Raw genomic sequence first — 13925 nt, forward strand, 5'->3', positions numbered from 1 at the left:
TCAGACACCCGGAGAAGTCAACAAAACCGAACCTTCGTCACAGCGGACGAATGAAAAAGGAAGTGCCCGGGAGAACCTCGGGCACTTCCAATCTGTGTCGATCGATGGGAACTATTATTTCAGCAGCGCCTCCGCGTCGCGAAGAAGGATGGCGGCCGCATCCTCGGCGATGTGCTTGCCCGATTGCGCGCGGAGCTCCGCAATCAAGGCGTGCAGCTGGCCGCTCTCGATTTTCGCATGCAGCGAGTTGGCGACGCCCACATTATCGATTCGGCCTTGCGCCAGAAATTCGTCCGTCAGCGCCTGCAGCGTCTCTAAGCTTGCTTCCGTCGTGAACGACGCTTCGGCCATCGCGACATTGCCTGCGGCATCGGCGACGCTTACCGCCAACCGATGCGTCCCGAGCGGCAGAGTATACAGCGACAGCGGTTGATCCGTCTGCAGCGACTTGCCGTCCAGCGTCATCGCCAACGACTCCGGTGCCGCGCCCGATCCCGCATCCGCAATGCCGACGACCCAATCCGCCGGCAGAACAACGGCGGAAGACGCGTAACCGCCGTACACGTTCAGCGTAACGGTCGGCGCGTTAGCGTCCAGGGCGAACGAGAGGTCCCGGGCGTCCTCGACGCCTCCCGCATCGCTGCGGGAACGGTATTGCACGCGATACTCTCCGTCCGCGGCGAACGTCGTCGGCTGCACGTACGGACGCCATGCGTCCTCGCCTTCCAAGCGGTACTCCGTCACGGTCTCCGCCGACGCGTCTTCGACGGTCAGCGTCAGCGTCACCGGCTCCGTATACCACCCGTTCAGACCGGTCGGCTCGCTAGGGGACAACGACGCAACGGTCGTCGGCGGTTCCGGGGGAGCTTCCGCCTCGACGATGCGCAAGTACGGCGCGGTCCCGCTGCGCTCCCGGCTGTGAATGTTCGTGGCCAGTCCTCGATGCTCCGGCGCGTGCGTGAGCACGAATTGCACTGTCTCCCCGGCCGCCCGCCGCTGTGCGACGTACGACGTCACGTCCATCTCGACCCATTGCACCGTGTTGTTTACGGGCGCCGTCGCCAGCCGTTCGCCGGTCGCAGGCTTCGTTGCCCAAGTCACCGTGCGTTCCTCCCACTCGCCGTCGCCGGCGTACGCGGACAACACCGTTTCCGTGCCCGCCGTATCGTTGACCCCGACGTACAGGAACAGCTTCGCGGACTCGATATCCCCGGCGATCGCGGACAAGTCGAACCGCATCAGCCCCTCGCGGTGATAGTCCGCATTCGCGTCGCGCTTCACTGTGAGCGACGTCGCGCCGCCGTAATTTTGCGCCGCGAACGACCCGCCGCGAACGAACGCGTCCGCCTGCGGCGACACTCGGATCGATCCGTCGGTCACCGTCAAGCGGAAGGCGCCGACGACCGCGTAGCCGTCTTCGATCGCCTCGACGCTGACAATCGCCGACCCGGGCCCGACGCCGGCAACGAGTCCGTCGCTCCCGACGGTCGCTACTGCCGGATCCGATGTCGCATACCGGAGCGCCAGCGACTCGATCGGCGCCGCGGAGCCGTCGGAACGAAACGCCTGTACGGCGAGCCGGATCGATTGCCCCACAGAAATCGAATCCGAAGGCGCGCCGACCGACAACTCGGCCAAGCGCACGGGCTTGACGATGTCGGGGAGACCTTCCATATATACCTCCGTAATGCTGTTCCAATGATTGCTCGTATTGCCGTACCCTACGATGCGGACGAACCGCGCGTCTACGGGCTCGAAGGCGAACCGTTCGAAGCCGCTCGTCGTCCCGCTGCTTTGCCCGCTGTAGACGGTCGTCCATTGCTGCGCATCGCCGGACGCGAGAATGTCGAATCGCGTAGAACGCCGGTCCCCGCTGTAGAACGCGATATCGACGTAGTCGACCGTCCGCGCCTGGCCGAGGTCGTATTGAATCCATTGCCCCGCGCCCTCGGCGGACCATCGCGTATTCCAATTGCCGTCGATCGTATTGAGCGGCACGTTGCCGTCATGCGCGCTCGCCGTTACGACGTCGCTCGTCGCGGACGCCGGCCGGACGAAATGGATGCGATATTCTACGGCCGATGCAGGGTCTACCGCCGATTCGACGCGGACGACCGCCGTTCCCGGCAGCGTCTGCACAGGCACGATCTCGACAACGTCGGACGCATCCGCAGCCCACGCGCCGACGACCGGTACAGGGGCGCCTTCCTCCGGCGCAGGGAGATGGTACGTGAACGTGTCGGGCCGGAACGACGCCAGCGGGGCGCCGTCGATCGTCAGGCCGGCGAGCGCCGCCTTAGGCGCGGGATCGACCGCCCATTCGGCCAGCGGGATGGCCGTCGGCCGATCCGTCGGCGCCTCCTCCCACGGGAGGAGCGGCGTGAAGCGGATCGCGAGCCGCAGCGCGCCGACGTTCTCCGCGCGCACGGTCAGCTTGTTCAGCGCGTTCGTCGCCTGACCCTCGGGGTTCGGGGACGTCGGCAGCGGCTCCGCCTTCCGCACGTGGAACGCCGCGTCGGTCGGCGCGACGAGCTCCGCGTACAGCCGCTGCTCCCCGTCGCGCAGGACGGCGGCACGACCGTTCTCGATCACGTCGATGTCCGCTGTCGTGTGCATGAACCAGTAGACGTCGCCGGGCGTGCGCAGGGCGACTTCGTCCTGCACCCAGACGTGGCGGCGTTCGTCCGTAAGCGCGATCCCCCGTTTCGCTTCCGTCGCTTGATCGGCGTACCCGTCGGTCAAGTCCGCGATCATGAACGCATGCGACGGTGACGACTCCGCGCGCACGATGGCCGCTTTGCCGTCGACGCGCTGCCCCGGAGCCGCGTTGGGCTGCAGCACAAGCGTATTTTGACCCTCTGTACGGATCCGATAGTACGCGGTGCGCCCGGCGCCGAAATAATCCGGGAGATTGTAATTGTCGGACCCGAGCTCCGTTGCCCAGCGTACGCCGAGCGCATCCAGCACGAACGTCCCCAAATCCAAGTGATTATGGTTCCATGCGTTGTTGCCGCCTTTGAACCCGACGAAGGCGGCGTAATCGTCGTTCCAAGCGTTGCGCATGCTGGCTGAATGCACCTTCAGAAACCGAAAGTCCAACGGGAACTGCGCGGAGGCGCCGACGAGTTCCGGGTCGTACCAGAGCAAATCCAGCGGACCGCCTCGTTCCCCCACCCTAGACCGCTGATACCAAGCGACATCCGGATCGTCGAACCGGTTCGCGAACCAGAAGAAGCTCGGCGTCTGGGTATAGTTCGAACCGTTGTTTCCGTAGTTGAACGTTCCTCGCGGTCCGCCCATAAAGATCGGGAAGTAGGACGTCTCCTCGATGCCCGGCAATTCGGAGATGCCGTAGTCGGTGCCGAGAGCGGAATCGAGCGTCGATAAATAATACACGAGATAATTCGCGTTGTACGCCCAATACCCGACACCCTCCTCGCCCGCGCCGTCCGGCTCGAACATCGGCAGCACCCGTTGAATCGAGCGCAGTCCGCCTTCCAACACGTCGGCGGCGATCGCCGCAAGCGGCTCGCTCTCGTCGGCGACCGCCAGCGCGCCCATCGCCATCCCGCCGTTAACGACCGTATTCCAGTTGTTGACGGCGTTGATCCAGCCGCTTCGGCCGAACGCGCCTTGCACTTCCCCGCGGTATACCTGAACAGCCGGGATGAGCCCCATCTCCTCGATCGCGTTCACGAGGAACGCCTTCCGCTCCTCCGTCCAGCCGTCGTAAAACCAGTCGTAGCCGATCGCGAAGGCGTTGGTCATCTCGGAGACGTCCAGGAAGTGCTGCGGGTTCCAGTCCGGGAAGCTGCCCGCCGCATGCAAAATGTCCCACGCCCGTTCCAAGTAGCGTTCATCCTTCTCGATCTGGTACATAATGCCGAGATGTTGAAGATCGTTCAGCACGCGCCGGCTCGTCTCCAGCAGCCGATAGCCGTCCGGAATGTCGTACGTCGGCAGCGGCAGCCGGAACGACGCCAGCACGTCCTCTTTCAACCGCAAGTACCAGATCCGCGTCAGCGGGTCGGATTCGACGCGTTCGCGCAAGCGGGCGAAGTCGTCTTCCGTCGCGATAATGCGAGGATGCTCCTTGCCGGGGTATCTCGTCTTCAGCAAAGCGACGATGTCCTCCCCTGCCGGCACTTCGAACAAGCCGGGAGCCTCGGGATCCTCGGGTTCTTCGGGCTCCTCCGGCCCCGGGCCGGGATCTTGCGTCCGCGCCAGAACCGCCTCGTCAAACCACGCGGTCCCCGTCCCGGACCATAAAAACAGCTGTACCTGAATGCGAACCGTACCGGTCGGCGCCTGGAACGTCTGGCGCAGCGGCGTCCAGTCTTGGTCGCCCTTCGCGCTGCCGATCATCACGTGATTGCCCGTGTTGACGTTGCCTTCGCCGTAAAACTGCACCCGCACGGTCGCCCCGCGATCGTCGGACCGAAGCCCTTCCGTCTTGACCGCGACGCCGAATTCATAGGAGGCGCCGCCCACGACGCCCGTCGAAATCGTCTGCCCGACGGCGCCGCGGGACAACGCGTCGGCATGGATGCGCAGCGACTTCGTTCCCTCGTATGCGACGCCCTCCGCCGTCCCCGTCTGCAGCGTTCCGCTCGCCGTCCAGAGCGACCACCCGGCGGGCATGCCGCCGGCGCCCGCCTCCTCGAAACCGCCGTTCGCGAGCAAATTCGGCACCGCGCTTTCGGCGCCGCCCATCTCCTCCGCCGCCCCTGCCGGTATAACCGTGCAAGCGAACAGCAGCAGCGCAACCATCGACGCGACGAACCGCCGCGCGATTCTCTTTCTCATCGGATATCCTCCTCTGCCCGTATAGGTTCAGACTCGCTCACTTCTCCGATTACTTCCCGTTATAACGTTGGTACGCTGCGTTATAGATGCCAACGATTTCGTCCATGCCCATGTTCTTTAACGCCCCAAGATACGCGTCGAAATTCGGCTCCACCGGTTCGGCGCCCATGATCCACTTTTGCTCCGTCTCCCGGATGAACGTATCGATCGCGGTCCACTTCTGCGTAATGACGGCTTGCTCCTCTTCCTTGAAGGAGACCGGCGGGAACTGCGGCAGAAAAAAGTCGTTGTCGATGTACATCCGCATGCCGTCCCGAGCGATCGGATTCAGCCATTGCTCTTCGTACGAGAAGTCCTGCTGGAAGCCGATTTCGATCTGCGCCCCTTCGCCGTACAAGAACGTATTGACGGGCAATTCGCCGTTCAGCACTTCCGCCTTGAAGATCGGCTTGCCGTCGACCATGTCGTAATGGACGCCCTCGACGCCGAAGTTGTTCAGACGCCGCCCTTCTTCCGTAAACCAGAAATCGAAATACTTGATCGTCTCGACCGGATGCTTGTTGCTGTACGAGATGCCCCATCCTTTCCCCGGCAGCAGCGAGCGGCTGTACATCTCCTTCACGACGCCGTTCACGTCGGCCGGAGGGGCGATCGGGAGGAAGTTCAAGCCCGGGACTTCGCTCTGAAGCCTGTCGTTGTAAGACGCCGTGCTGCCGAACCAATCATGCGTCGAACCGCCCGTGTTATTACCAAGGAGCATCTCCCGAGCTTTGCCGCCGCGCGTGAAAATCTCCTTGTCGATCAAGCCTTCGGCGTACCACTTCGCCAGCTCGACCATGGCGGTTTTATACTCCGGTTCGTACTTCCCGTACCGTACGGTCCCGCCATCCTCGTACCACCCCGTATGGCCGCCGAACAGCTGCACGAGGTCGAGCGCGCCTGCCGTATTGCGGTTGAAATACGGCACCTCGTCCTTCTTCCCGTTGCCGTTCGGGTCGCCGTCTCGGATCGCGACAAGCGTCTCATAGTAGGCGTCAACCGTGGTCGGCGCGGGCAAACCGAGCTTGTCGAGCCAATCCTGCCGGATAAAGAAGCCGGTGGACGCCTTCCCGTCCATCACGAACGGAATGTAATACAGCTTGCCGTCCGAGTTCAGCGAGCCTTTCCTGGCCCAGTCGTGCTCTTCGAGAAATTTCTTGATGTTCGGCGCATGCTCCTCGATCAGCTCGTCGAGCGGAATCAGCGCGCCGTCCATCCCCGCTTCGTTCATCGGATCCTTGTTGCCGTGAATAATGTCCGGCAGACTGCCGGAGGCGAGCATCAGATTGAACACTTCGTTGCTGTTCGTCGCCGTCTCGGAGGCGGTTCCCTTCAGGGTGACGTTCGTGATTTCGGCGGCTTGCCGGAACGTACTCCAATCGTCCTTGAACACGGTCATATCGTTGTAATGCAGATGAATCTTCAGCTCCAATGGCTCCTCCGACGCATATCCTCCGACTTCGACGGGCGCTTCCGGCTGCGCCCCCGCCCCTTCGGACGTCGTTGCCGGCATCGATGCGTCCGGCGGAGCGGTCGTCGTTCCGTTACAGCCTGCGACGACCATCGCGGCGATGAGCGCCGCGCCGATCGCAAAGCGCGTACGAGCGTTGTTTCCCATCTCGATTCCAACCCCTCTTCGTTATTCTTTAATCGAACCCACGATAATGCCTTTGACAAAAAACTTCTGGATGTACGGATATACCGCCACCATCGGCAGGATCGAGACGACGATCGTCGCATAGATGATCGTCTCCTGCGCATAATTCGCCGCCTGATCGACCGTGTCCATCATCTCGTTCACGTTCATCTCGACGACCATCTTCTTGAGCAGCACCTGCAACGGAACCTTATCCGCGTCCGTCAGCAGCACCATGGACCAGAAATACCCGTTCCACCGCGACACGGCGTAGAACAGCCCGAGCGTCGCCATGGCGGGAACCGACAGCGGCAGGTAGATGCGCCACAAAATCGCCAAGTCGCTCGCGCCGTCCACCTTCGCCGCTTCTTCGAGCGCTTCGGGCACGTTCGCGAAAAACGTACGCATCAAGAACACATAGAACGTCGTAATGGCGAAGCCGATGACGATCCCCTCTCGCGTATTCAACAGGCCCAGTTCCCTCATGTTCAAATAGAAGGGGATCATCCCCGCCGGCCCGCTCATATTGACCCACATCGTGAACGCGATGACGAAGCTGATGATCGAACCGCCGGCCAGCCGTTTCTTGGACAGCGGATACGCGCCGCAGATCGTCAGCAGCAGGCTGGCCAACGTGCCGGTCACGGTGTAATACAGCGTGTTCGCGTATGCGATCCAGATGCCTTGTTCGGACAAAACTTTCTCGTACGCCGCGAACGTCAGCTGTTTCGGGAGGAGCAGCACATTCCCCGAGACGACCTGTAGCGGATCGCTGATCGAAGCGGAGAATACATAGACGAACGGATACAACGTCGCCAGAGCGGCGAGACCGAGCAGCGCGTAATTGACGCCGGTAAACCATCTTTCGCCGCGGGAAAGCTTCATCTCGTCACCCCTACCATAATCCTGTGTCGGTCAACCGCTTGCTCAGCTTGTTGGCGCCGATGACGAGCGCGAACGCGATCGCTGCGTTGAAGACGCCGACGGCCGTCGCCAGATCGTACCTGCCCTCTTGCAAGCCGGCGCGGTACACATAGGTGCTGATGACGTCCGCGGTTTCGTACGTCACCGGCTGGTACAGCAAAATAATAGCCTCGTAGCTGACGTCCATAATGCTGCCGATTTTCATAATGAGCAAAATCATGATCGTCGGCAGCAGGCCAGGCAGCGTAATGTGCCATATTTGCCTGAACTTGTTGGCACCGTCCATGACCGCGGCTTCGTACAGCTGGGGGTTGATGCCCGCCAACGCCGCCAAATAGACGATGGAGCTAAACCCGGCCTCCTTCCAAATGTCGAACGTCAGGACGAAGATCGTGCGGAAGTAGTCCGGAATCGTAAGGAAATACATCTTCTCCCCGCCGATACGCTCGAGCAGTAGGTTAACGAGCCCGGACGTCGGCGCCAAGAAATTCGTGACGATCCCCGCGACGATGACGACCGAGATGAAGTGCGGCAAATACGTCAGTGTCTGCACCGCGCGCCGGTAAAACGTATGCCGTAACTCGTTCAGCAGGATGGCGAGCACGATCGGAATCGGAAACGCGAACGCCAAGCTGTAGAGGCTTAAGATGAGCGTATTTTTCAGCACCCTAATGAAGTAAGGGCTTTCAAAAAATACCCGAAAATGCTCCAACCCGACCCACCGGCTCGCCTCGATGCCGCGAAACACGGAAAAATCCTTGAACGCGATTTGCAAGCCGTACATCGGCTTAAAGATGAAGAAGACGTACCATAGCAAAAACGGGATCAGCAGGACGTATAACACCTTGTCTCTTTGGAAACGCTTTACGAATTGCACATCCCCATTCCTTCCCCGGCAAGGCCCGCGCCGGCCTTCCCTGCGTAGTGAATCCTTGATCGATCGAGCTCGACAAGGCGATGCTACCACGCCGCTTCCGGCGGCGTAAATCGTCGGTTTTGGAGTTTTTTTACGAAAACGTACCTGATTCCGGCCGTTTTACAATTTCGTACCTTTTAACAAAAAAGGACCTCCCCCGCAGGATGGTCCATTTACGCGCCGCCGCTCCGCCTCGCGTATTGCGACGGCGAAGTGCCCTCGTATTTCTTAAACATGCGCGTGAACGTAACGGCATTGTTGCACCCGACCATCCGGGACAGCTCGTCGATACGGACCGGGCGCTCGTCCAGCACCGACTTCGCCATTTTCACGCGGTACATATTAAGATAATCTTTGAAGTTTTCCCCCGTGCGTTCCTTGAACATGCGCCCCACGTATCCCTGAGACACCTTGAAGTGATCCGCGATATGTTGAAGGCTCAGGTCCAAATGGTAATGCGAATGAATGTACTCGAACAACCGGTCCGCCAACGGCACCTCCTCCTCGGCCTCCGCGGATCGCTGATATTCCGCCAGCCGGGCGAACAAGTCGACGATCTTCGTCTGTAGCTGCGCCTTCGACTCGACGTTCAGCAGGTTCGAATACAATCGAGGGCCTTCCTCGAAGACCCTTGTCGATTTCCACTTCAATTGCTGCATCGCCCGGTTCGCCGTCGCCGTCAACGAGAACAGAAACTGCGACATCGCTTCGTCGGTCAGCTTGCGTCTCTCCAGGTTCTCCCGAACGACCTTCTTGATCGTCTCGACCGCCCCTTCGCGCTTCCCCCTCGCGATATACGCGATCAGCTCCTTCTCGACGTCCAGCGGATAATAATAATCCGCGTTCACCAGCTTCTCCAGCTGGGCCATGGTCATGACAGGTTTATTCGCATGGGCGTACCGAACCTCGAGCAGGTTCAACGCCTCTTGGTAGGAGAAGGGCAGCTGCCCGAAGGACGGGACCGGCTTGCCGACGACCGCGATCCACTCGAGACCCGTTCCCTCCCGGATCGATGATGTCAACCGATACACCAATCGCTCCAGCCGGTCCGTCTCGCAGCCGAAAACGACGACGGCGAATCGCATGACGTCGACTTCCAGCACTTCGTGGATCGCTTCCTCGAATCGTTCTTGGATGATGATTTGCATCTGCGCCGCCGCCTGCCGGACGCCGTCGGCCGACAGCGCCTCCGCCCATTCCTTGAAATTTTCCAATTCTAGAATTACGACGACCGCCGGCATCGGCGCATGCTCCAAGTCGACAATCGAGCGCCCCTCGCGAATCCGATCGTCCGACAGCCGGCCGAATAGCGCATCCCGAAGGAACGCCTGCTTCATCGACAGCTTGCCCTTCTCCGTAATTTCAAGCAGCGCTTCATGCGCTTGCATCGCTCGGGAGTACGGGCGGTAGCTGTACGCGACCGTCGCCCAGATGACGAGAGCTCCCGCTCCGAGCAGCGCCAGAAACATCCGCAGCGAATCCCGAAGCAGCTCGTTCAGCGGCTCCCTCGCCTCATCGGTTCGCGTCGCGTACACATACTTCGCTTCCGGAAGCGCCATCGACCCGACCGAATGGAACGTATAGCCGTCCGCCGCATAGCTCGAGTACCCGAACGGGGTGTCCGCCTTCCGACCGTCGAACGAGCGAATCGCGCCCGACACTGCCGCATCGCTGGAAGACGACATCGATACGATCCGATTGCCGATCGACATCGCGAAGCCCCAGCCGTCCCGCTCGTCTAACGAGGGGAGAATCGCGTGCGTCGGGAACGAGATGTAGAAAATGACGTCGTCGCCGCCGGCGATCGCTTCCTTCTTCACCATCGTGAAGAAGGGCTCGGGCTCGCCGTCCGAATCGCCGTTGTGCATCACGACCGCATCCCGGGACGCACTGCCTGAGACGTACGCCTTCACCGCCTCCAGCCTCTCCTCGTTCCAAGTCAAATCTGCATAATAAAAGGACGCCGTGCTGGTGCTTCGAGAGGAGATGATGAAATCCTCGCCCGCCTTCTGTACGCCTAGCAGCAGACCGTAATTCGAAAACGAATTGACCGTCCGCTTCAAGTCCTCATGTAGCTTTGTAATATTATAGTAATCCCTTGCCGTCTCGCGGTTGAACTGAATAAGGCGAGGGTTCCCCTTCAGCTGCTGGACAACGTTCAAGGCGACCGTCATCTGCGTATCGATCTTATCCCGCACTTGCAGGACGTATTCCCGATGACTTTGGTTCAGGCGATCGTTCCGAATTTCGTTGGATTTATGGAAGTACACGACCGCGGCCGCGATCGCGTACAGAAGCGCGACGATGCCGTATGCGGAAATCAGAATGATGAGAAACTTCTGTTTCTTTACCATCGCCCAAGCCCTCCCGATTTCATGTAAGCGCATACCAAAATGCGGTTTTCTTTACCGCCTTTAACGCTCGGAACTCTTTTCATCATACGGCCGCTGGGAAATCCTTGCAACGGTTCGCCGACCGATGCCGACGGTGCCGCGTTCGGCGGATTGAAAAATAAAAATCCGCCGATCCGTGTTAGACGGCGGCGGGCAGAAGTTGGTTTCTATTATTTCGTGATGAAACATCTAATCCCTAGGATAATCTACTTTCATGATATCCATGAACGGTACCTTCACAGTTTCTCCGTCCCTTTGGATATGCACTCTTCCCGTTCGTGAATCCATCATATGAATCATACCGCGTACTTGTTCTTCCCAGCCCCAAACCGTAAGCACGATTTCAGAATTTTCTTGTTTCGCCTCACTTAATTGATTCCCGATCTCCTCTAATACAAATTCATCCCGAGTAGGTCTCTTTGATACCTTTGCCTTAGCCACGTTGTACCCCCTTAGATGCAGGAAAAATACTTTCTATTTAACTCATAGCCTTAATAATTCTACAAAGTGATTCCACTCTCCTGCCGGATACGGTCCGCTCAGCGCAAATACGACTGTCCGCTGCATCGGATCGATTCAATCCGGTCGAGGCGGAAATGCTCCACCTCGCCGGATTGCTCGCACCATGCGATTACGGCCACATGCGCCGGAGCCACTTGGGAGTACGTACGGTACGGGTGAATGTCGACTTCATGCTCTCCCGCGTTGTCGGCGTATACGACGCTCAGCTTGTGGCCGCGTTCAATCGCCCGATCGATGTCATGCTTATGCTGCGCCGTTCTAGCGTCCACGATAAACGCAGGCAGCTCGCTGTCCTCCGGCTGGTACGGGACGAATCGCTTAAGCGTCTGCACAACCCGGTCCAACCCTTCCACGTACCCTATCGATTTGACCGCTTCCTCGTATTTGTAGATGAGGAAGTTTACGATGCGAATATCTGTCTCCGTTAAAAAAACAGAGGGCAATATATATGCCGCATCGTTGTATTCATAGCCTCGACGCCTGGCGTTGTAGCTCATCGGCGCGCGCAGCGAGTCCTGCATATATTCGATATCCCGCCCCGCTTGCCGCACGGATATTTCGAAATGTTCCGCCATCGATTTCGCATTCGGGAAGTGCCCCGCGCGAATTTGCTCATCGAACCACAGGATGCGGTGCATATTGCTCACAGCCGTATACCCTCCTTTCGCATCCGATTATGCGCCCTTCACCGGTATCCCGTGCGAACGCGAGAACGCGGTACGCTACCACCACTCGAACCGGACCGGATCGAAGTCGGGCAGTGTCGGCGTCCGGCGCGCCGCGGCTTGCAGCACCTGTTCGACATCTTCGGCGTGCACCATCGTGCGGAACGTGTCGCGGAAATGGAACGCCGGAATCATATTCGGCCATTGATATGCGCTCAGCCGAGCGGAGCGCAGCTCCCGCAAAAATGGAGCGTACAACGCGTCCGCCGCCTGCCCGCTTTGCTCCGCCGCCGTTCGCGAGACGGCCAACTTGAGTACCGACCACAGCTTGCCGATTTCGCCGCCGGGCGATGTCAGTTTGCGCAAAAACGCCCACGCAAGCTCCCGATCCGGGCATGTCGGCGAAATGCCGTAGCCGTACACTTCAAACAAGTTCGGCTTCCCCGGGTCGCGCGGAAACCCGGCAACGCCGAATTTCTCCCGCTGCTCCGCCTTCATCGGACGAATCGCCCAGTTCGCATCGATATACATCGACATGTTGCCGTGAATAAAGCAGTCGATCCACGAATCGCGGCCGACCTCCATGCGCGGGGACAACCCTTTGTCAATCAACCGTAAATATCTACGAACCCCTTCGATCGTAGCTTCGCTGTTCAAGTATCCGTCCAACTTCGTCCCGTCTTCCGACAAAAACGCCCCGCCGCAATTCCAGACGACCGGCTCGACGTAAATCATGTAACCGAAGCTGGCGAACACGCCATAGCGCCGAATGTCGCCCCGCTCGTCCCGAAGCGTCAACCGTTCCGCTGCATCCACAAACTCCTCCCACGTCCAATTTTCCCGCGGATAGGAGAGCCCCGCCTGGTCGAAATGGTCCTGGTTGTAATAAACCCCAAGTGTATCGGCCATCACCGGAATCGCTCCGATCCGTCTATCCGAGTGCACCGCCTCGTTAACGCTCGGATAGTAGTCGCCCATATCGATGCCGTCGCGCGCGATCAAATCGGACAAATCCGACAACAGACCGCCATCCAAACATTGTCCCATATTTGCCCCTTCCCACTCGACAATGTCCGGGCCGTTTCCTTCCGACAACTGCCGCCGCATCGTCTTTCTGTCCGGCGCAAACTCCAACACGATAGCGACGCCCGGGTGGTCCTTGCGAAACTGCCGCGCCGCCTCCTGAATTACCGCCATCCGCTGATCGTCATGCGTCGCAATTCGAAGCTGCATGTCGTGACGCCTCCTCTGTATGATTGACTTACAGTCTCAGTATACCGATGGCGGTCGGACATATCGTGTCCGACTAATAGGTTTACTCTTCTTTGTCCTTCACAATAATTTGGACGTATAAAATATGAACTTTGTTCCCAACAGCAATAGGCGTCGATCTATGATCGAACGCCTCAATATTACATGTTTTCCCGATCAGTCATCCAAATGCCGAAGGAATTCGAGTACACGATTCAACAGCAATGGTACCCGTTATGGGTGGTCACGTTGGCGTTGACCTGCCACCTCTTGATCTGCCCTTTACGACGAACAGAATGGCCGAAAAGAGGTACATGAAAGAAAAGAAGCCAAACCATTTATAAATGCCTGGAGTCATCATCATGTACAAGCTAATAGGCAAAGACCACACGAATGCAATACACATGAGGGACGACTTGTTGAAAAAGGCAGCCAACAGCGCCAGGCAAGCAGGAAAAAACAAAAATAAGAACGTTCGGAAGAAAACGTCGGATTCGAATCGTTCTCCTGAATACGGATTGAAGAAGGTAAGGCTTAGCCAAAGGATGATTGTTGCAGTCGAAGCAAACCCTCCGATGATTCTACCTATGTTCACCCTCATCCCCATCCTTTCTTCTCAACTTTACCATAAAATGATAACTGAGGCTGCCTTGAATCCTGTGGGGAATGGTGGGAGCACGCAACCGGAACTCCGTACGCCCTTACAGTAGCCTTTACAGAAAAATAATAGGAAGTCTATTGCAACACTATTGTAATTCGTTTCATAACTAATT

At 58.9% G+C, this 13925-nt stretch carries 9 protein-coding genes; 1 reads left to right on the plus strand and 8 read right to left on the minus strand.

Annotated features, from left to right (window positions below; all coding sequences use genetic code 11):
* Window positions 1-114: 114 nt before the first annotated feature.
* From RIN49_RS06475 to RIN49_RS06510, 8 genes are all read right to left on the minus strand, one after another.
* The gene (locus tag RIN49_RS06475; RefSeq protein WP_309119343.1) at window positions 115-4806 is read right to left on the minus strand and encodes a CBM96 family carbohydrate-binding protein; all 4692 of its coding nucleotides are present in this window, start codon (window positions 4804-4806) and stop codon (window positions 115-117) included.
* 49 nt (window positions 4807-4855) lie between these two features.
* Complete coding sequence (locus RIN49_RS06480) at window positions 4856-6463, minus strand: extracellular solute-binding protein (RefSeq protein WP_309119344.1); 1608 nt, start codon at window positions 6461-6463, stop codon at window positions 4856-4858.
* Between the two features lie 21 nt (window positions 6464-6484).
* Window positions 6485-7366 (minus strand): carbohydrate ABC transporter permease, encoded by an 882-nt coding sequence (locus RIN49_RS06485; RefSeq protein WP_309119345.1) that lies wholly within the window; start codon window positions 7364-7366, stop codon window positions 6485-6487.
* A 10-nt stretch (window positions 7367-7376) separates the two neighbouring features.
* Window positions 7377-8282, minus strand: a complete 906-nt coding sequence (locus RIN49_RS06490; RefSeq protein ID WP_309119346.1) for an ABC transporter permease — start codon at window positions 8280-8282, stop codon at window positions 7377-7379.
* Between the two features lie 212 nt (window positions 8283-8494).
* Entirely contained in the window at window positions 8495-10675 is a 2181-nt protein-coding gene (locus RIN49_RS06495; RefSeq protein ID WP_309119347.1) for a helix-turn-helix domain-containing protein, read from the minus strand.
* 228 nt (window positions 10676-10903) lie between these two features.
* The gene (locus RIN49_RS06500) at window positions 10904-11176 is read right to left on the minus strand and encodes a YolD-like family protein (protein WP_309119532.1); all 273 of its coding nucleotides are present in this window, start codon (window positions 11174-11176) and stop codon (window positions 10904-10906) included.
* Window positions 11177-11253: 77 nt separating this feature from the next.
* A complete protein-coding gene (locus tag RIN49_RS06505) occupies window positions 11254-11874 on the minus strand; it encodes a helix-turn-helix transcriptional regulator (protein WP_309119533.1) in 621 nt (206 codons plus the stop codon).
* An 84-nt stretch (window positions 11875-11958) separates the two neighbouring features.
* Complete coding sequence (locus RIN49_RS06510) at window positions 11959-13134, minus strand: ABC transporter substrate-binding protein (protein ID WP_309119348.1); 1176 nt, start codon at window positions 13132-13134, stop codon at window positions 11959-11961.
* A gap of 380 nt (window positions 13135-13514) precedes the next feature.
* Between RIN49_RS06510 and RIN49_RS06515 the strand changes: the two genes are divergently transcribed.
* Complete coding sequence (locus RIN49_RS06515; protein ID WP_309119349.1) at window positions 13515-13862, plus strand: hypothetical protein; 348 nt, start codon at window positions 13515-13517, stop codon at window positions 13860-13862.
* The last annotated feature ends 63 nt before the right edge of the window (window positions 13863-13925 follow it).

The sequence above is a fragment of the Paenibacillus sp. genome, from assembly GCF_031177825.1.
GTDB lineage: Bacteria > Bacillota > Bacilli > Paenibacillales > YIM-B00363 > Paenibacillus_AE.